General features: G+C 58.1%; 17 protein-coding genes. 4 read left to right on the top strand and 13 right to left on the bottom strand.

Annotated features, from left to right (window positions below):
- Positions 1–78: 78 nt before the first annotated feature.
- A complete protein-coding gene (gene cueR, locus ACRY08_RS08275) occupies positions 79–474 on the bottom strand; it encodes a Cu(I)-responsive transcriptional regulator (RefSeq protein WP_432449436.1) in 396 nt (131 codons plus the stop codon).
- A complete protein-coding gene (locus tag ACRY08_RS08280; RefSeq protein ID WP_432449437.1) occupies positions 471–2,933 on the bottom strand; it encodes a heavy metal translocating P-type ATPase in 2,463 nt (820 codons plus the stop codon). Before ACRY08_RS08280 ends, cueR begins: the two co-directional genes overlap by 4 nt.
- A gap of 121 nt (positions 2,934–3,054) precedes the next feature.
- Between ACRY08_RS08280 and ACRY08_RS08285 the strand changes: the two genes are divergently transcribed.
- Positions 3,055–3,246, top strand: coding sequence for a heavy-metal-associated domain-containing protein (locus tag ACRY08_RS08285; protein WP_432449438.1), 192 nt, complete (start codon positions 3,055–3,057; stop codon positions 3,244–3,246).
- A gap of 38 nt (positions 3,247–3,284) precedes the next feature.
- On the opposite strand, the gene oppF is transcribed toward ACRY08_RS08285, so the two are convergent.
- The 5 genes from oppF to ACRY08_RS08310 form a co-directional block, all read right to left on the bottom strand.
- Positions 3,285–4,271 carry a murein tripeptide/oligopeptide ABC transporter ATP binding protein OppF gene (gene oppF / locus ACRY08_RS08290; RefSeq protein WP_432449439.1) on the bottom strand — a complete coding sequence of 329 codons (987 nt, stop codon included), beginning with the start codon at positions 4,269–4,271 and terminating at the stop codon, positions 3,285–3,287.
- Positions 4,268–5,242 (bottom strand): oligopeptide/dipeptide ABC transporter ATP-binding protein, encoded by a 975-nt coding sequence (locus ACRY08_RS08295; RefSeq protein WP_432449440.1) that lies wholly within the window; start codon positions 5,240–5,242, stop codon positions 4,268–4,270. The genes oppF and ACRY08_RS08295 overlap by 4 nt, the downstream gene beginning before the upstream one ends.
- A gap of 14 nt (positions 5,243–5,256) precedes the next feature.
- Positions 5,257–6,138, bottom strand: coding sequence for an ABC transporter permease subunit (locus tag ACRY08_RS08300; protein WP_432449622.1), 882 nt, complete (start codon positions 6,136–6,138; stop codon positions 5,257–5,259).
- A 71-nt stretch (positions 6,139–6,209) separates the two neighbouring features.
- Positions 6,210–7,133, bottom strand: a complete 924-nt coding sequence (oppB, locus tag ACRY08_RS08305) for an oligopeptide ABC transporter permease OppB (RefSeq protein ID WP_432449441.1) — start codon at positions 7,131–7,133, stop codon at positions 6,210–6,212.
- Positions 7,134–7,321: 188 nt separating this feature from the next.
- Complete coding sequence (locus tag ACRY08_RS08310; RefSeq protein ID WP_432449442.1) at positions 7,322–8,947, bottom strand: peptide ABC transporter substrate-binding protein; 1,626 nt, start codon at positions 8,945–8,947, stop codon at positions 7,322–7,324.
- Between the two features lie 379 nt (positions 8,948–9,326).
- Here ACRY08_RS08310 and deoC point away from each other — a divergent pair, with 379 nt between their 5' ends.
- The 3 genes from deoC to ACRY08_RS08325 all read left to right on the top strand — a co-directional run bounded on the left by deoC (position 9,327) and on the right by ACRY08_RS08325 (position 14,066).
- Entirely contained in the window at positions 9,327–10,304 is a 978-nt protein-coding gene (gene deoC, locus ACRY08_RS08315) for a deoxyribose-phosphate aldolase (RefSeq protein WP_432449443.1), read from the top strand.
- Positions 10,305–10,314: 10 nt separating this feature from the next.
- The gene (locus ACRY08_RS08320; RefSeq protein ID WP_432449444.1) at positions 10,315–12,666 is read left to right on the top strand and encodes an aldehyde dehydrogenase family protein; all 2,352 of its coding nucleotides are present in this window, start codon (positions 10,315–10,317) and stop codon (positions 12,664–12,666) included.
- Between the two features lie 419 nt (positions 12,667–13,085).
- A complete protein-coding gene (locus ACRY08_RS08325) occupies positions 13,086–14,066 on the top strand; it encodes a Hint domain-containing protein (RefSeq protein ID WP_432449445.1) in 981 nt (326 codons plus the stop codon).
- A 225-nt stretch (positions 14,067–14,291) separates the two neighbouring features.
- Here the strand turns inward: ACRY08_RS08325 and ACRY08_RS08330 are convergent, their stop codons facing one another.
- The 6 genes from ACRY08_RS08330 to ACRY08_RS08355 all read right to left on the bottom strand — a co-directional run bounded on the left by ACRY08_RS08330 (position 14,292) and on the right by ACRY08_RS08355 (position 19,456).
- Complete coding sequence (locus ACRY08_RS08330) at positions 14,292–14,969, bottom strand: DUF1523 family protein (RefSeq protein ID WP_432449446.1); 678 nt, start codon at positions 14,967–14,969, stop codon at positions 14,292–14,294.
- Between the two features lie 8 nt (positions 14,970–14,977).
- A complete protein-coding gene (locus tag ACRY08_RS08335) occupies positions 14,978–15,247 on the bottom strand; it encodes a hypothetical protein (protein ID WP_432449447.1) in 270 nt (89 codons plus the stop codon).
- Entirely contained in the window at positions 15,244–16,626 is a 1,383-nt protein-coding gene (locus ACRY08_RS08340; protein ID WP_432449448.1) for a DUF6638 family protein, read from the bottom strand. Before ACRY08_RS08340 ends, ACRY08_RS08335 begins: the two co-directional genes overlap by 4 nt.
- Positions 16,623–17,048 (bottom strand): hypothetical protein, encoded by a 426-nt coding sequence (locus tag ACRY08_RS08345; RefSeq protein WP_432449449.1) that lies wholly within the window; start codon positions 17,046–17,048, stop codon positions 16,623–16,625. Before ACRY08_RS08345 ends, ACRY08_RS08340 begins: the two co-directional genes overlap by 4 nt.
- Positions 17,049–17,188: 140 nt before the next feature.
- Positions 17,189–17,524 (bottom strand): hypothetical protein, encoded by a 336-nt coding sequence (locus ACRY08_RS08350; protein ID WP_432449450.1) that lies wholly within the window; start codon positions 17,522–17,524, stop codon positions 17,189–17,191.
- Positions 17,525–19,456: an ATP-binding protein gene (locus ACRY08_RS08355; RefSeq protein WP_432449451.1), complete on the bottom strand. Its 1,932-nt coding sequence runs from the start codon at positions 19,454–19,456 to the stop codon at positions 17,525–17,527. It abuts the gene before it with no gap.
- Positions 19,457–19,467 lie beyond the last annotated feature (11 nt).

Here is a 19,467-nt window from a genome sequence, read left to right on the forward strand (position 1 = left end):
AATGTCACCTAGGGTGACGAAAACCTCTCCTCCGCAGCCCTTTCATACCGCCTGCCACGGTGCTGTCTTTGATGTGCCTCAAGCTTTTCGCGAAGGCTCAATCCCCTGCAGGATCGGACAATCCGGGCGGCTGTCCCCCGCGCAGGCCTGTACAAGGGTCGACAGCGTATCACGCATGGCGTTGAGGTCAGCGATCTTCGCCTCGATCTCGTCCAGATGAGCACGGGCAATGCGTTTGACATCAGAACTGGCGCGGGACTGATCCTCGTATAGGGCAAGCAGCGCACGGCAATCCTCAATGGAAAAGCCAAGCGCCCGGGCGCGGGCAAGGAAGGTGAGTTTGTGCAGCTCTGTCTCGCGAAAAACGCGATAACCGTTCAGGTCGCGCATGGGCGTGATCAGCCCGATATCTTCATAATACCGGATGGTTTTTGCGGGCAGTCCGGTGTGCTTTGCCGCGTCGGAAATATTCATGGCCGTTCCTCCAGAACCGGGCGAATGAACCGCAGACGAAGCGCGTTTGTCAGCACCAGAACCGAGGACGCTGCCATCGCCCCTGCCCCCAGCATCGGCGACAAGAGCACGCCCCAAAGCGGATAGAGGACACCGGCAGCCACGGGCACAAGCGCGACGTTGTAGCCGAACGCCCAAAAGAGGTTTTGCCGGATATTGCTCATGGTCCGGCGGCTGATGTCAAACGCGTTCACAACACCCGACAAAGCGCCCGACGATAACACAACGTCGGCGGCTTCGATCGCCACATCCGTCCCGGTGCCGATGGCGATGCCCACATCCGCCTGTGCCAGCGCGGGCGCGTCGTTGATGCCATCACCCACAAAAGCCACCCTCTGGCCCTTGGCTTGCATGTCAGCGATGGTTTGCAACTTCTCGCCGGGGATGACCCCGGCAACCACATGATCAAGACCAAGCTGGTCAGCAATGGCTGCCGCTGTCGCCGGGTCATCGCCAGTGATCATGGCAAGCTTTTTGCCCTCAGCGTGCAAGGCTTGAAGGGCACGCGCCGTATCTGTCTTTACCGGGTCAGCCACGCCAATCAGCGCAGCTAGACGTCCGTCGACAGCAGCAAAGAAAACCGTCTGGCCCTCTCCGCGAAGCGGATCGGCGCGATCCACCAAATCGGACAAAGGCACCCCTTCGCGCGCCATGAACTGCTGCGATCCGATCAACAACCGCTTGCCATCCACCGTGGCAGACAAGCCAAAACCGGTTTCACTTTGAACGGCTTCCACTTTCGCAGGCGTGATGCCCCGTGCTTTTGCCCCGGTCAGAATGGCTTCAGCCAATGGGTGTTCACTTTGGGCTTCAGCCCCTGCGATCATGGCCAGAAGAGTGTTCTCATCTTCGCCTTTGTCCACTTTGAATGAGGTCAGGCTGGGCTTCCCCTCGGTCAGCGTGCCGGTCTTGTCAAAAGCAACTACGTCCACGGACTGCAATGCCTGCAACGCATCCCCCTGCCGGAAAAGAACGCCCAGTTGCGCAGCCCGCCCGGTGCCGACCATGATCGACGTGGGCGTCGCCAAACCCATCGCGCAGGGGCAGGCGATGATTAGAACCGACACCCCTGCGACCAGTGCCAGTCCCAGTGCGGGATTCGGCCCGAACGAAAGCCAGATGGCCACGGTCAGCAGAGCCACCGCGATCACCACAGGCACAAAAACTGCGGTGATCCGGTCGACCAAAGCCTGAATGGGCAGGCGCGCGCCTTGAGCGTCTTCGACCATGCGCACGATCTGGGACAGCATCGTATCGGGGCCAACGGCGGTCACGCGGGCCTTCAGTGCGCCGGTGCCGTTCACGGTGCCTCCGGTGACGGCGCTGCCTGTGGTTTTTGCGACGGGGACAGGCTCGCCGGTGATCATGCTTTCATCGACAAGGCTCTCGCCCTCGGTCACCTCGGCGTCCAGCGGCACGCGTTCGCCGGGGCGGATCACGATGACCTCGCCGGTGATGACCTGCGCGACGGGACGGGTGATCATGCGGCCCTCGACCTCGACGGTCGCTTCGTCCGGGGCCAGTTCAACCAGCGCACGGATCGCTTCGCCGGTGCGGCCCTTGGCGCGGGCCTCCATCCAGCGACCCACTAGGATCAGGGTGACAATGACTGCGGCGGCTTCGAAATAGACATTGGCCGTACCGGGCGGCAAAGCAACGGGGACCAGCATGGAGACGAGCGAGTAAAGATAGGCCGCACTGGCCCCCAAAGCGACCAGCGCGTTCATCTCGGGTGCGCCGTGCGCGAGCGCCGGGATCCCCTTGGCGAAGAACAGGCGACCGGGGCCGAACAGGACCAGCGTCGTCATGATCAACTGAAGCCAATGGGACGTGGCCTGCCCAATATTGTGCATGACCCAATGGTGGAACGGCGGATAGAGATGCCCGCCCATCTCGATCACGAGGACCGGCAGGGTGAGCGCGGCGGCAAGCAGTGCTTTGCGTTTCAACACCCGTGCCTCATCCGCCTTGTTGCGCGGCCCGGTTGTGCTGCTGTCGGCGCGCGGGATCGTCGGGAAACCTGCCTTCGTGATCTTGGCCGACAGCGCCTCGGGCGTAACGGACCCGGTCAAAAAGGTCACGAAGGCGCGTTCAGAGGCCAAGTTCACACGCGCATCCAGCACACCCGGTGTGGCTTTCAGCATCCGCTCGACCCGGCCCACGCAAGCCGCGCAGGACATCGAGAACACGTCCAGAACCACCGTGTCGCGTCGTGCCGGATAGCCCGCGCGATCAAGTGCCGTGGCAAGGCTTTCGGTATTGGCGGGCGCAGCAAAAGACACCCGCGCGGTTTCCGTCGCAAGGTTCACGGGGGCCGTGTCCACGCCCTCGACCGCGTGCAAGGCTCGCTCGGCCCGCCCAACGCAAGACGCGCAGGACAGGTTTTCCAGCTCAAGTGTCAGTGTTTTCAGGGCAGCCATCAGATTCTCCGGTGTGACAGGGTATAGATAGGGATTCCAGTCACTGGAAGGTCAAGGGCAAAGCGGCATTGACGCATGTGATTGCTGCGCTATTCACGGGGGGAAACCGAAAGGAGCCATCATGACCACTTTTCACGTCCCCGATATGAGCTGCGGCCATTGTAAAGCCGCGATCACCGAAGCGCTGGAAGGGCTCGGCAAGGTCACCCTGAAGTTCGACATGCAGGGCCGCGAGGTGCAGGTTGACGGTCTGGCACCCACTGCGGTCATCGACGCATTGGACGAGATCGGTTTTCCCGCCACAGAAAAGTAAAACCCCGGCCGCCTGACTGTCAGGGGCCGGGGCTTTCCCTAGCGTTTGTGGCAGGCCACTTGCTGGCCATTGCCGCGATCCGTGAGCGGAGGTTTGCTTTCGGCACATTCCGGCCCGGCGATCGGGCAACGTGTGCGGAACACACAGCCCGATGGCGGGTTCAAAGGCGATGGCAAATCAGCCTCAAGGATCATCACCTCTTTCGAGGCTTCCGCAGCAGGGTCCGGGATCGGCACGGCAGAGATCAGCGCCTCGGTATAGGGGTGGCCCGGTGACCGATAGAGCTGATCGGCCTCGCTGATCTCGACCACGTTACCAAGATAAAGCACCATCACGCGGGTCGAGATGTGTTTCACCACAGAGAGGTCATGCGCGATGAAGATCAGGCTCAGCCCCATCTCTTCCTGAATTTCCATCAGAAGGTTGATCACCTGCGCCTGAATGGACACGTCCAGCGCGGAAACCGGTTCGTCACAGATGATCAGCTGAGGTTTCACGATCAGCGCGCGCGCGATCCCGATGCGCTGACACTGCCCGCCCGAAAATTCGTGCGGGTAGCGGTTGATCATGTTGGGCAGGATGCCGACGCGATCCAGCACCTCGCGCACCCGGTCTTTCACCTCCTGTGCAGACAGGTTCGGGTGATGGGTTTTCAGAGGTTCCGCCACGATCTGACCAATGGTCATACGCGGGTTCAGCGAGGCCAGTGGATCCTGAAAGATCATCTGCATCTCTTTGCGATGCTCGCGCATATCGCGCTTTTTCAGCTTCAAAAGGTCATCGCCCAACCACAGAACCGTGCCGGCCTCGGCTGGCACCATACGCATGATGGCGCGCGCCAGCGTGGACTTGCCGCAGCCGCTTTCGCCCACAATGCCGAGGGTCTCGCCGGGCATCAGGTCAAAGTCGATCCCATCCACAGCCTTCAGCTTGTCGGTTGGCGTCCAGGGCATCGCGCCCTGACGTTTGATGTCGAACCAGACCTTCAGGTCGCGCACAGACAAAAGAGGAGATTGTACATTCATGACAGCGCCTCCAACGGTTTCAGGCAGGCCCGCCGACGCACTGCGCGGCCCGTGACGCCATCCAGCGTCGGGCGTTCGATGGCGCAGCGGTCATCGGCAAAATCGCAACGCGGCGAGAACGGGCACCCCTTGGGCATGTTCATCATATTGGGCGGGCTGCCGGGAATGGTCGCCAAGGTATCACTTTCGATATCCAGACGCGGCACGGCCTTCAAAAGGCCCATCGTGTAGGGATGGGTCGGCATTTCAAAGAGGCCCGTGGTGGTGCCATATTCCATCTGCTGACCGCCATACATCACAAGCGTTTCCTTGCACGACCCCGCGACGACCCCAAGGTCGTGCGTGATCAGCACAATGGCCATGTTGAACTCTTTTTGCAGATCTTCCAGCAGGGTCATGATCTGCGCCTGCACCGTCACATCCAGCGCCGTTGTCGGCTCATCCGCAACAAGGATATCCGGCTTGCACAGAAGCGACATGGCAATCATCACGCGTTGGCGCATGCCGCCGGAAAACTCGTGCGGATACATGGTCACGCGTTTCTTCGCTTCGGGAATGCGCACCGCATCCAGCATGTCGACCGCCTGTTTCACAGCGGCCGATTTGCTGATCCCCTTGTGGTGGGTCAGCACCTCGGCCATCTGATCCGAGACGCGCAGAAACGGGTTCAGGCAGGTCATCGGGTCCTGAAAGATCATCGCGATACGTTCGGCGCGGATTTTGTTGAGCTGCGCCAGCGGCATGTTCAGGATCTCTTGCCCCTCAAGCTTGACCGATCCCGTGGCCTTCCCGTTCTGGGCCAGTAGCCCCATGATCGCAAAAACCGTCTGACTTTTGCCCGATCCGCTTTCCCCCACAACGCCAAGGGTTTCACCCGCTTCAAGATCAAAGCTGATCTTGTCGACGGCGGTCACAGTGCCATCCTGCGTATCGAAATTGACGCTCAGGTCACGGACTTCAAGTAGTGCCATAACACACGCCTCCCTTAGCGGTCTTTGGGGTCCAGCGCATCGCGCAACCCGTCACCAATGAAAAAGAAACAGAAGATGGTGACCACGAAGAAAAACAGCGGGAAGGCAAGCTGCCAGAGCATCCCGTAATTCATGGTCTTGGTGCCTTCGGACAAAAGCGCACCCCAGCTGGTGAAGGGTTCCTGAACGCCAAGGCCAAGGAACGAGATGAAGCTTTCCGTCAGGATCATCTGCGGCACCAAAAGCGTCGCATAGACCACCACCACGCCCAGAAGGTTGGGCACGATATGGCGGATGATGATGCGCCAGGTGGGCACGCCGATGGCGATGGCCGCTTCGACGAACTCGCGGTTCTTGATCGACAAGGTCTGGCCGCGCACGATGCGGCTCATATCCAGCCAAGCGGTCAGACCGATACCCACGAAGATCATGGTGATCGACCGTCCGGCAACGACCAAAAGCAGGATCAGGACGAACATGTAGGGGATCGACATGAAGATATCGACGAGCCGCATCATGAAGCCGTCCACACGCCCGCCGATGAAGCCCGCGGTCGCCCCGTATATGGTGCCAACGATCACTGCGACCAGCGCGCCGATCACGCCCACGGCAAGCGAAATACGCGAGCCCTGCACAACGCGGTTGTAAAGGTCGCGCCCGTTTTCATCGAAGCCGAAGAAGTGGCCGTTTTCGATCGAGGGCTGACCCACCGTGGCAACATTGCCAAGCACGTCCCAGTCGATGGTTTCAATATCGTACTCGCTGATCGACTGTCCGAAGAAAGCAAAGGCGATGATGGCGATCAGGATCACCACCGAAACCATCGCCGCCTTATTCGCCATGAACCGGCGCCGCGCATCCGCCCAGAGCGAGCGGCCCTTGACGTCCTCGGCCATCCGCTCGGCGATCTCGGCGGTTTTGGGTTGTTGAAAGGGTTGAGCAAGTCTGTCGTTCATTGGTCCACCCCTCACAGCCGGATCTTCGGGTCGATCCACGCGTAGAGGATATCAACCACCATGTTGAACAGGATTGTCATCGACCCCAAAAGGATCGTCAGCCCCATCATCACCGCATAGTCACGGTTGAACGCAGCATTCACATAGAAATAGCCGATGCCCCCGGTGCCAAAAATCTGGTCGATAATGAACGACCCGGTAACCATGCCCACAAAAGCCGGCCCCAGATAGGAGATCACCGGCAAAAGCGACGGCTTCAGCGCATGACGCCAGATGATGACATTGTCAGGCAGGCCTTTGGCCCGCGCCGTGCGGATGAAGTTTGACCGCAAGACTTCCAGCATCGACGACCGCATCAGGCGGGCAATCGAGGCCATATAACTGGTCGAAAGCGCAATCACTGGCATCACGACATGCTGCCATTGGCCGCCATTCCAGCCACCGCCGGGCAACCAGCCCAGCCACAGCGTGAAGATCAGGATCAGGATTGGCGCCATCACGAAGTTTGGCAACACCTGTGCACCGATGGTGACGCCCACGGCAAAGTAATCCAGAACCGAGTTCTGCCGGATGGCCGCCGCCATGCCCAGCGCACCGCCAACGACAATGGCCACAAGGAACGAGATAATCCCGTAGGTCAGTGTGACCGGAAAGCCCTGCGCGATGATGTCATTCACCGAGCGATCTTTGTATTTATAGCTGGGACCAAAGTCGAACTGGGTCACGATGCCCACGACATAATCCCAAAGCTGTTTGTGAATGGGCTGATCCAGCCCGTATTTCGCCTCGATATTGGCCAGCACCTGCGCAGGCAAAGGACGTTCGGATGTGAACGGTCCGCCGGGCGCGGTCTGCATCAGCCAGAAAGAGGCGATCAGAAGAATGATGAGTGTCGGGATCGCAACAGCGAACCTGCGTATGATGAAATTGAGCATCTTTACCCCTGGGAGATGCGGCGTCAGCGGATCCAATACACACGAACCAGACGGACCCAACACAATGCCGGATCGGTCGCCTATGACAGTTTGCCAAGCTCTGTTCGTTGATCTGGATCAGAAACGCGAGATGCGGAAAAGGGCACCGCACGCTGTGTGCGGTGCCCCAGTCTCTGATCAGAACCCGGTTACTTCGCGACCTTATAGAGGTCTTTCGAATACCAGTTCTGCTCTACGTTTTTCACCGGCCAGCTGCCAACAATCGACGGCTGCAGCATGTAGTCTTCGGTGTAGTGGTAGATCGGGATGATCGGCATATCCGCGGCGATGATCTCTTCGACTTTCGAATAGTTCGGCTGCGGATTGTCCATGGTCTTGGCCTCGGCCAGCAGGCTGTCGACCATTTCATTGGCGTATTTGGCGTCGTTATAACCCGATCCCGACTGAACCAGATCCAGGAAGGTCGAAGCTTCGTTATAGTCACCACACCAACCGGCACGGGCGATTTCGTAGTTCTGTTCGCCGCGGGTGTTCAGGAAGGTTTTCCATTCCTGATTTTCCAAGGTGACATTCACGCCAAGCGCCTGCTTCCACATCTGGCTGACGGCCAGGGCCACTTTCTTGTGGCTTTCATCCGTGTTGTAGATCAGCGTGATGTCCAGCGGTGCGTCCTTGCCATAGCCTGCTTCTGCCATCAGCTCGACAGCTTTGGCATTGCGTGCTTCCTGGCTCCAGCCTGCATAGTCCACTTCCGGCACTTCGAAGCCTGCAGTGGTGCCCGGCGTGAAGGTATAGGCCGGGTATTGACCGGCTTGCAAAACCTTCTCGGTGATGATGTCACGGTTGATTGCATAGGACAGAGCCTGACGCACGCGCACGTCTTTCAGGAATTCCGGCGCGTTATCCGAGACGTTGATCGTATAGTAATAGGAACACAGACGGGGGAATACGACGGCCTCGCCCGGATGTGACTGCGACAGCGACGGATACTGACCGGCGGGAATCTCGGTGCGGTCCAGTTCGCCTGCAAGATAACGGGTCAGGGCCACGTTTTCGTCGTTGATCACCAAGGCAACGGTCTTGTCGATGATGGTGTTTTCGTTGTCCCAATACATCTCGTTGCGTTCACGCACCGAACGTTCATTGGCCACATGTTCGGTCAGCTTATACGCGCCGTTCACCACGATATTTTCGGGCTTGATCCAGTCCGCACCATGCTCTTCGATCGCCCATTGCGGCGACGGGAAGGTCGATGTGTGGGTGGTGGTCAAAGCAAAATAGGGCAGCGCGGTTTCCAGCGTCACTTCCAGCGTGTGATCGTCGATGGCTTTCACACCAAGCTCTTCAACCGGCATGTCGCCCGACATCACGCCACCGGCGTTCTTGATCGACATGACCTCCATGTACCACTGGTATTCCGAAGCGGTCTTCGGATCGGCCAGACGACGCCACGCATAGACGAAATCACCAGCGGTGACGGGTTTGCCGTCCGACCATTTGGCATTGTCACGCAATTTGAACGTGTAGACGGTTTTGTCGTCATTGGTGGTGTGGCTGACCGCAACACCCGGCACCAGATTGCCGTCAGCATCCTGGTTGTAGAGCCCTTCGAAAAGGTCACGAACGATCTCGGACCCGGTCACATCCTCAACGATTTGCGGGTCAACAGACGTATGTTCATCCAGCACACGATAGGTAAAGGTCTGATCCTCGGCCAGCTTCTCGCCGGTTTCCGGGTGGGTCATATCTGCGAAAGACGGGCCAGCAAATGCGATGGCCGACCCAAGAAGGGCGGCTTTGATCGAAATGTTCATGAAGTTACTCCCATTATTTTTTGTCAGACGTCAGGCGCGGAAGGAACGCAGTTGCTCGGCAAGAGACTCACCCTCCCAGACACCTATAGATGGAACATCCTATGCGCATCACGAAAGGCGAGACAACAGTTTACGACGCGGCAAAATATCCGACGCAGACTCATGTGATTTCGTCGTTTATACCGGAGTTTGCCGTCAGTATAACCAAACATGTCGTCAAATAGCTTCATGTTTGCGTCACCACTCCTTCCCCAACGACCATTATTGCCAATCGCCACAGCACATGCGAACCTTGGCCAAACCGAACCCAAAGCACTTTCCCCGGGGGGTAAAACCCGTGCACAGCACACAGAACACCACCTCGGAAGAGGCAAAAAACATGTCAAAAACTCAGTTGCCGCAAGTGGCCATTGCGCGCAATCCGGGCATGGAACTGAACCTGGACTGGGTCCGTTCCGTGCAGGCCAACACCTCTGCCATCGAACGGCGGGCCGCAACGTTGGGCACGCGTCGCAGCGTAAAGAAAACGCATCAGGCGGCCTGGCTTTTGAAGGCCATCACCATGATCGACCTGACCACCCTGTCGGGCGATGACACACAAGGCCGGGTGCGGCGCCTGTGCGCGAAGGCCGCCCAGCCGGTCCGGCCCGAAATCATGGCCGCCCTTGGCATGGAGCCGGTCACCACCGGCGCGGTTTGTGTCTATCATGACATGATCGAGACCGCCGTTTCGGCGCTGCGTGACGCCGGGGTCTCCTTGCCGGTCGCGGCTGTTTCAACGGGATTTCCTGCAGGGCTTAGCCCCTATCACCTACGGGTCGAAGAAATTCGAGAAAGCGTGCGCGCCGGGGCCGAGGAGATCGATATCGTGATCTCGCGCCGCCACGTTCTGACCGGAAACTGGCAAGCGCTTTATGACGAAATGAGAGACTTCCGCGCGGCTTGTGGCGATGCCCATGTGAAGGCCATCCTGGCCACGGGCGAGCTGGGATCGCTGCGCAACGTGGCCCGTGCCTCGCTTGTGTGCATGATGGCGGGCGCTGATTTCATCAAAACCTCGACCGGCAAGGAAAGCGTGAATGCCACCCTGCCCGTGAGCCTTGTCATGATCCGCGCTATTCGCGACTACTTTGAGGCCACCGGATATAAGGTCGGGTACAAGCCGGCCGGCGGCATCTCGAAAGCGAAAGATGCCTTGGTTTACCTGTCACTGATCAAAGAAGAGCTGGGCAGCGACTGGCTAACCCCGCATCTCTTCCGCTTTGGCGCCAGTTCGCTGTTGGGCGACATTGAACGCCAGCTGGAACACCACGTGACCGGCAACTATTCCGCCATTTACCGCCACCCGATGGGTTGAGGATACTATCATGACCGTAAAAGATATTTTCGACAGCATGGACTACGGCCTCGCCCCGGAAAGCGCCAAGGAAGCGGAAAGCTGGCTGGCCGAACACGGCGGCGCTTTCGGGCTTTATATCAATGGCCAAATGACCGACGCGGGCGACCTGTTTGACAGTCGCAACCCGGCCACCGGGCAGGTTCTGGCACAGATCACGCAGGCGACGTCCGACGATGTGGATGCTGCCGTGACGGCCGCCCGACGCGCACAGAAAAGCTGGGCTGCCCTGCCCGGCCACGCGCGCGCCAAACGGCTTTATGCGCTGGCGCGGCTGGTGCAGAAACATGCGCGTCTGTTTGCTGTGCTGGAGAGCATGGACAACGGCAAACCCATTCGCGAAAGCCGCGACATCGACATTCCCCTTGTCGCGCGGCACTTCTATTACCACGCGGGTATGGCGCAGCTGCAGGACGCCGAGCTACCCGCCCGCGAGGCGCTTGGCGTCTGCGGCCAGATCATCCCGTGGAACTTCCCGCTTTTGATGCTGGCGTGGAAAATCGCCCCTGCGATCGCCATGGGCAACACGGTGGTGTTGAAGCCTGCCGAATACACCTCGCTGACGGCGCTTTTGTTTGCGCAAATTTGTGACGAAGCGGGGCTGCCCAAAGGTGTGGTGAACATCGTGACGGGCGACGGGCGCGTCGGCGAGGCCATCGTGACCCATGAGGGCATCGACAAGATCGCCTTTACCGGATCAACCGAGGTCGGCCGGGTGATCCGCCGCGCCACCGCAGGCACCGGCAAGTCCCTGACGTTGGAACTGGGCGGCAAGTCACCCTATATCGTCTTTGACGACGCGGATCTTGATTCAGCCGTCGAAGGTCTGGTCGATGCGATCTGGTTCAATCAGGGGCAGGTCTGTTGCGCAGGGTCGCGTCTGATCGTGCAGGAAGGCATCGCGGATCGCTTCTATGCCAAGCTCAAGGCCCGTATGGGCAAACTGCGCATGGGCGACCCGCTGGACAAGTCGATCGACATTGGCGCCGTGGTGGACCCGGTGCAGCACAAGCGCATCACCGAGATGGTCAATGCCGGCGCGCCCGAGGGCGAGCTTTACCAAGCCCCCTGCCCGCTGCCCGATCAGGGATCGTTCTACCCGCCCACGCTGATCACCGGATTGTCCCCGGCCTCAACCCTGATGCAGGAGGAAATCTTCGGGCCGGTGCTGGCCGCCACCACCTTCCGCACCCCATCCGAGGCGGTCGAGATCGCCAACAACACACGTTATGGGCTGGCAGCATCTGTCTGGTCGGAAAACGTTAACCTTGCGCTGGACGTGGCCCCGAAACTGGTGGCCGGTGTGGTGTGGGTGAACGGCACAAACATGTTTGACGCCGCCGCAGGCTTTGGCGGTGTGCGCGAAAGCGGCTTTGGTCGAGAAGGCGGATGGGAAGGCTTGCAGGCCTATACCAAGCCGCGTGGCAAGGCGCAGCCACTCAAACCCATTGCCCCGATGCCTGCGCCGAAAGACGCCAAGATCGACGCTCTGGACCGAACCGCGAAATTCTATGTGGGCGGCAAACAGGCGCGGCCCGATGGTGGCTACAGCCAAGCCATCTGGTCCAAGCAGGGCGCGCTTTTGGGGCATGTTGGATTGGCCAACCGCAAAGACATCCGCAATGCGGTCGAGGCGGCAACAGCCGCGAAGGGCTGGGCGAAAACCACCGGCCACGCCCGCGCGCAAATCCTCTATTATATCGGCGAAAACCTTTCCGCTCGCGCAGAGGAATTCGCCGCGCGCATTGATGCGATGATGGGCGGGCGCCATGGCGCAAAAGAGGTCGAGGCCGCCGTGTCGCGCCTGTTCACCTATGCCGCATGGGCCGACAAGTTCGACGGTTCCGCCAAACCCGTGCCAATGCGCGGCGTCGCTTTGGCCATGAATGAACCTGTAGGGGTGATCGGCGGGTTCTGCCCGGACGATGTCCCTCTTTTGGGTCTCATCTCGCTGATGGCCCCGGCGATTGCCATGGGCAACCGAGTTGTTCTGGCGGCAAGTGAACCCTTCCCTCTGGCCGCAACGGATTTCTATCAGGTGCTGGATACGTCAGACGTCCCGGCAGGTGTGGTCAACATCGTGACCGGCAGCCACGCGGAACTTGCGGCTTCGTTGGCAGGACATCTGGGTGTGGATGCCGTCTGGAGCCATTCCGGCGCCGATATCTCGGCCATCGTGGAAATGGAAAGTGCCGGAAACCTGAAGCGCAGCTGGGTCAATCACGCCCAAACCCGCGATTGGCTTGGGGCCTCGGGCGAGGGTCGCCAGTTCCTCACGCAGGCTACCGAGGTCAAAACCGTCTGGGTGCCTTACGGCGAATAAATCCTACTCAGGCGCGTTCGTTTTACGCGCCTGAGGTCTCGAAATGAGGCGAAATTGCCCAATTTCCCCTAACAACATTCAAATTTTTGACAATATTGCTTGGTATCCAAGATACTCACCAGGCCTGATTGACCTGGTCTGTTTGTTCACGAGGACCGAGAATGCCAACGACGTTCAATGTAATATCTCTTGGGGTTATGCCCTCTATCGACCCGACCGAGGGCAACACCCAGTCGGAAAACGCCGCGGTGTTGGTCGGAACGACCTTCGGCGGCTCAGTCCTAACGACAAGTTGTTTTCACAATATAGCCGCTCAACCAACATATCTTGGCCAATAGCACAGGTTATCCAAGATATAGCGGTGTTACGCACCGCATTCCCAACGCCGTCTTTGTGTATTCACTATAGTGGAGGTTCCAATGGCCCTAGAGAATGTTCTTGTTTACAATTTTGCAAGTGGTGACAACACCTATCCACATAGCGGCACCTTCACGATCGGTGTTGCAGGAAAGGTGACCATCGATGATTCTGATGGAACTGACGATGCAATCTTTGGAGATTTTACACATACCGGTGGGGCAGATGTTCCCGACCAGGATGTATCTGCTTCAACCGTGCCTGGGATCAACGTAGGTGATACGATTGACTTGCGCTATAAGTATACAATCACGGGATCTGACGGATCTAGTGGAACAATCTATTTTGTTGCAACAAACAGTGCTGCCAACTACGGCCCTTTGTTTGTCTCTGATTTCCCACTTACATCAGGTGTTACTTACACTTTCGGCACCTTTAACACGGATGGCGCTGTCCCTTACTCGTCCCTTGTTCCATGCTTCACCAGTGGAACCTCGATCGCTACGATATCAGGTGAGCGTCTCATCGATGAACTGGTAGAAGGCGATTTGGTTCTTACACGCGACAGCGGGTTTCAACCAATTCGGTGGATCGGTCGATGCACGGTGCCAGCTATCGGAAGCAAAGCCCCTATTCATATTGCGGAAGGGGCGCTGCAAAACAACAGGGATCTGCTGGTTTCCCCCAACCATCGAATGCTGTTGGTTGATGCTAAGGCTAACTTGCACTTCGGAGAACAAGAAGTCCTTGTCGCCGCAAAGCACCTAACGAACACAAAAGGTATTTCTCGCCGTCCCGGTGGAATGGTGACCTATGTGCATATTCTGTTCGACCAACATCAAATTGTAGTTGCAAATTCTGCCTACAGCGAGAGCTTCTTCCCTGGTCCCTCCGCACTAAATGCGCTTGAAAAGGAAGTTAGGCAGGAAGTTTTAGGACTATTCCCGGAACTAAGTTCACAATCTGATACCAAATTCCAACAAACAGCGCGGCTGTGCCTGAAGGCCAGAGAAGCAATTTTTCTGCAGAGAGTAGCGGCCTAGCCATAACAAGGTCCAGAGCCTGCGCGCACGATCCCCGGCCCCCTGAAACAGAAAATGCCGCGCTATCCCGCGCGGCATTTCTTGTTTCACCATTAGCACTTAAGACAGGTGCCTAAAGCGTCCTGCCATAAACCTGAATCAAGGGTTGGGGGCAGGACCTGCGAAACACTGATATGTTGTGCAGCACACGACCTTTTCTCTGTCTCAGTCTAAAGGTCGGACGCTTTATTTCCGCCGCCAGCTTCCGATCCAGCGCGAAAACCGCCCGCGGGCCTCGTCAGCGCGCGCATCCACCGCATCCCACGCTTCGCTGGCATCCTCGATCGCGGGATCAATCGAGCGTTCGCGGAACTGCCTCCAAAGTGCCCGCACAAATCCCAACGCAATCGCCAGGAACAGGAAGAAGGCGATGTTGAACCACGGGATGATGGTGACATCAGGCCCGGCAACCGGCCGGATCGCGACGGCATTGGGAAAGGCCGAAATCAGCTCGTTGCGCCATCCATAATGTGTCACCACAGCCCATTTCGGCGCTTCAGGGGTTGAACGCAGATCGTCAACCTCGGTTTGCAGGCTGGCCGTGTCAAACTTGAAGTAAAACGGCCAGGACCAGCCCGTGTCTTCATTGCGATAGACCATGACCTCTTCACCCTCTGTGCGGATGAACCCCAGCAGATAGGTCTTCTTTTTCACGGTCTGAACAAATTGAACGTCGCGATTGATCAACCCACCGGACTGATCATCCGGTTTGGACCAGAAAATCCGGGTCCAATCGCTCAGGTCTTGACGTTCCTGATAGGTGTTCACAACGCGCACAACGTCATGCTGCGGCAATGTGTAATGCAGCAGGCCAAACAGGATCACGGCAATCAGGCTGCGGATAATTAGGCGAAAACGGCGCATGATGAACCTCAGTTAACTAGAATTATAGACAAGAGCACCAGCAGCGCAGGCACGATATAAACAAGCAAGATCAGCTTGGGGCGAAAGCTCTTTTGATAGTCTTCCATCCCTTCGCGCAACCACGCTTCGCGGTCGCTCTCGTCGCCATTGGGGTTTTCCTTATCCCATTGATCTTCCAGCTTCTCCAGCCGGACAGAGCGCGAATAAAGGCTGACCAGAACATAGATGATACTCAGCCCGATGAACCCAAACACGATCAGTCGAAACGCTGCGATCATCTTTGCCTCCCGTTCGTTTTACCCGCATTGACCGCCCCCCATGGGCCGACCATCTCGATCACCTGTTCCCGCGTGCGTCTGCGCGAGGTGGCCGGGACTTTCAACGGGTCTTTGCGCCCGCCAAACAACGCATCACGCGCACCGGCCTTGTTGGCCATATAGTCACGATGCAGGAACTCTGCCACAAATGCGCGCTTTTCAACGGGCCACGTGGCGTAAGAAGCATAGAAAAGCTCTTTGTGGCAGATGAAGAGCTGGCGGAAATCCATCGGGGCAAGCTCTGACAAGAGCCGGTTGATCAGATCGCGATCCGGGTGATCCGGGCGGGCACGCAACGTGTAGAAATAGGCCGGGTGGCGGCTGTCGATCCGGGGCCATTTACCGCCCGCCTCAGCCCAGCGCACCAAGGCGGCCAGCCCGTGAAAAGCGGCAGGCAGATCGCGCCCCATGCGCTGCGCCACATGCCGAAGACTGCGCGAGGACATATCCCCCAGATCAAGCCCAGCCGTGGTCGCCGCATCAACCAGCACAAATTCCATCTTCTGGCGCAATATCCGCGCCCCATCGACGCCGCGCGCTTTCACGATGGGTTCGACCAGCTCGTTCTTGCGCAGGAAACTGGCGATGCGATTGGGCTGGGTCGTGTCGATGAACGGCACATGCGGGAACGTGTCCAGCCGGTCCTTGTTGCCCGAGACGATCACCGCAGGGCTTTCCACATCCCGGAAGATGTAAAGCCCGCCAAAATGCGCGGTCCAGAAATTGCCCTGCTCAAACTCCTGCACACCCAGATCGACCGGAACGCGGGTCACGTCCCCGGTTTCGCGGGCCAGTTCGATCATCTCGCCGATCAGATCATCGTCATACCAGGCATTTTCAACGGTCTGGAACTGGTCGATCTTCTCGGCCAGAAGGCGGGCGTTCTTGACGTGGCTTTGGGTCGTGTCGGCCTCGATCGTGATCTTGCGGATATCGAACAGACGCGACGGGTCCGAGATGTCATAGACCGAGTTCATCAGCTCGCCCGCCACCGCGTCATGGGCCGTGAGCGCGAAAAGCTTCGCCTCGTTATCCGCAATGAACTGCCGAAGGATGCCGCGCGAGGTCGAGAACTTGGCGTCCAGCAACGGCGCTTTCTTCTGGTCCACCGTCAGAATGATGAACTGCCGGTTGCAGCCATTGGGGTTGAGGTAGAGCGGGTCTTTGAATTCTTCGCCGATCTCGGGCGAAAAGCCAGAGATGTCGATGTGGAACTCTTTCAGCGTCGTCTGCTTGCCCGAAAGCCCCTTGAGCGCACGGTTATACCGCTCGATCAGCGCCGGGCTGTCGACCCGGATCAGATTGCCAAACATAAGGCCGCGTTGGATGAGGCGTTTCATTGACAGACCCCCGTCCCAATTGTGCTTAGAGTATCGTAAGCGATAAAGGGCTTCTTTTGGTTATCGACATGCGTATGCACGATAAACATAGCGAAATTTCGGACTCCTGCTTCGCCCTCAATAGGGGGCGAAACCAAGTCCGAATACGAGATTACTTTAAACGACGAATGAGACGATCCATAATCAAGCACTTCACGGTTTGCGTAGTTCTCGTTTCCGAAGAATGGATGAAATACTTTACCTGTGTCTCGATCAACGACAATTGCGGTTTCCATAAGATTGGGGAAAATCACTTCGCCATCAAGCGCGCCGGTTTCCGATTGCCGTACCACATTTTGAAGCTCACAGCGAAATGAATCCGCAAGTGCTGGATTTACTACCGTAAACGCGAGGCCAAACAGGAATGCTGACGCAACTGCCAAGCGATGCGCCCGGCCTGAGGGTGGGTGCGGAACGCGCCCGCCCTGTGGGGCGGGTCGGGCGCGTCGTGGCATTGCCGCGAGATCAAAGGTTGCAACAGAGGAAAGTCCTAAACAGCCTCGGAATAGCGAAGGCGTAGAATTCATGTGCTGAACCTCCGTGTTACTTGCAGATCGATGCCCTTAACGAACCCAACCCAATAGGGCAGTTGCAAGATCAACCCTCCGAAAATCAATACGCTTTCTTCCATTCCTCCAAAGCGATCAGGACTACTGATCAGATAGATAAATGGACCCGCTGCAATCAGCATGTAGAGAAACACACTAACCATCAATGTCATGCACCAAACGATGAGGAATCGGATAGCAGCGAACGCTCCGGGCGGCACGGGCAAATTGCGCTTCATGACCCAAACCACGAAACGACATCCCAAATAGGAAGCGATCACACACCACAGTATGTAAGCGATCTCAAACACTCACTTCCCCTCCAAATACCGCTTCTTCGCCTCTTCCTGACGGCCGAAATCTCGGACCATCGCCTCGATGGCGACCTCGTCGGATTTGTCGGCATAGCGGAACTCTGAATCGGCGTAGCGGTTGACCTCTTGGATCACCATTTCGGTGGTGATGGGCACGCGCAGCTCAGAAATCATGTCTTTCTTGGTGTCATAGTCTTTGACCAAAAAGAGCTCGGGATTTTCCATCCATTCATCGGGCAGTTCAAAGTCCATCGCGCGGACTTTCACCGCGTCGGTGATGTTCTTGATCGAGCGGCCCGTGAAGCGTTCGTCGGCCTCTTGAATACCCTTCAGATAGGTGCCGATCTTGGCGATGTCATCCAGCTCTCCGATCTTGTCATAGACCTTGTCAAAGACGTTCATCAGACCGGTTTCTTGCGGCTTGTTATGCGCCTCGAACGACCGGGCGACGGCAGATTTGATCTCTTGCGCGCCGTAAAGGTCATGCTTGCCCAGCGGGATGTCGTGGTTCTTGCCCATCAAGAGATGCAGGATGTCGATATAGTCCTCGCGCGTTTGGGGACCGTCCACCAAGAAGCGCGCGCCGGCGCGTTGGCGCAGGGCATCGTCCACATTCTCGGGATAGTTCGAGAACATGCCAAAGGTGCAATTCCCGCGCACCACGGTGTTGGCGCCCGCGAAGCTTTCCATCAGAACCGCCGTGACCTCTTGCTGGCCCGCGCTGGACTGCCGATCCCCGCGTTTGCCCGCGATTTGGTCGATATCATCCACGGTGCCAAAACCGATCACATTGGGGTCGAGCACGCCCGTGATAAACGCCTTGGCGTTCTGGCCTGACTTGCCCTGATAGCTGTCGATATTGTCGATGCCGAAGTTCTGATAGCGGAAGGGATAGCCCGCCACCGCGCAGTAATCATTGATCAACCCGGCCATCATCTGGATCAGAGTGGTTTTCCCGGTGCCCGGCTTGCCGTCGCCCATGAAGGTGAAGATGAAACCGCCCAGTTCCGCGAACGGGTTCAATTTGCGGTCGAAATCGTAAGCCATCAGCATTTTACTGAGCTTCATCGCTTGGTATTTGGCGATGTGGTTGCCCACGACCTCGTTTGGCTTTTTGAAGGTCATCGTGATCTTTGATCCGCGATGCGCGCGCGACGGCGTGAAGCCGGAAATGGTCAGGTCATCGGCTTCAACCCGGTAGTTCGCGGACGTGAACGGCCCAAGGTGGCTGGCGGTCTGGGCGCGCAGGGCAACCTTTTCCATCAGCTGTTCGACATAGGCCAGAACGGTTGGGACCAGCTTGTCTTCGGAGGTCACGAAGGTCGCAAGTTCCTGATCCAGCTCCCACAGCGCGCCGTTCAGGGCAAGGGGCGCGTTGTCGGTCAGGATTTCCTCGACCGCGCCAACCTCGACCGGGGTTTCGCTGGCGTGGTCAGCCAACAGATATGATGTTGCGTTTCCGAAGACGTACAGGACGATCAGCGCCTCGGCGGTCAGAAGCTCCGAGAATGCGGCGGATTTGTCCGAGCCCAGACGACCCTCAAGATTGGCACGACGCAGGGCGGCAAGCTCGGTCTGTTCTGCAAACCCCTCGCCCACAGCCAAAGCAATCGCGATGGCGCGGCGCAGCGTGTGCAAAACCGTCGCCTGCAGCGGAGACACCAGCGGGTCATCCCCATCCGAGCCTTCGATCCGCTCCACCAGATGCACCCCTTCGGGCCGTGCGGTGGACCGTGTGACCAGACCCGGCGTGGTCGACCGGAACCGACGTGCCCGCCCGATGCCGGGGCTGCGTTCCGCCTTGGGCGCTTCCTTCGGCTTGGCAATCCGTGGCGTATGATCGAACCCGTCCAGATGCCCCGCAGCTGCAGCATAATGCGCGCGGATTTCCTCTTCGCGAAGCTCCATCAGATCAGCGGGGTGAGACATGAAATACTCCT

It is taken from the genome of Aliiroseovarius marinus (genome assembly GCF_050881025.1).
GTDB classification, from domain to species: Bacteria; Pseudomonadota; Alphaproteobacteria; order Rhodobacterales; family Rhodobacteraceae; genus Aliiroseovarius; species Aliiroseovarius marinus_A.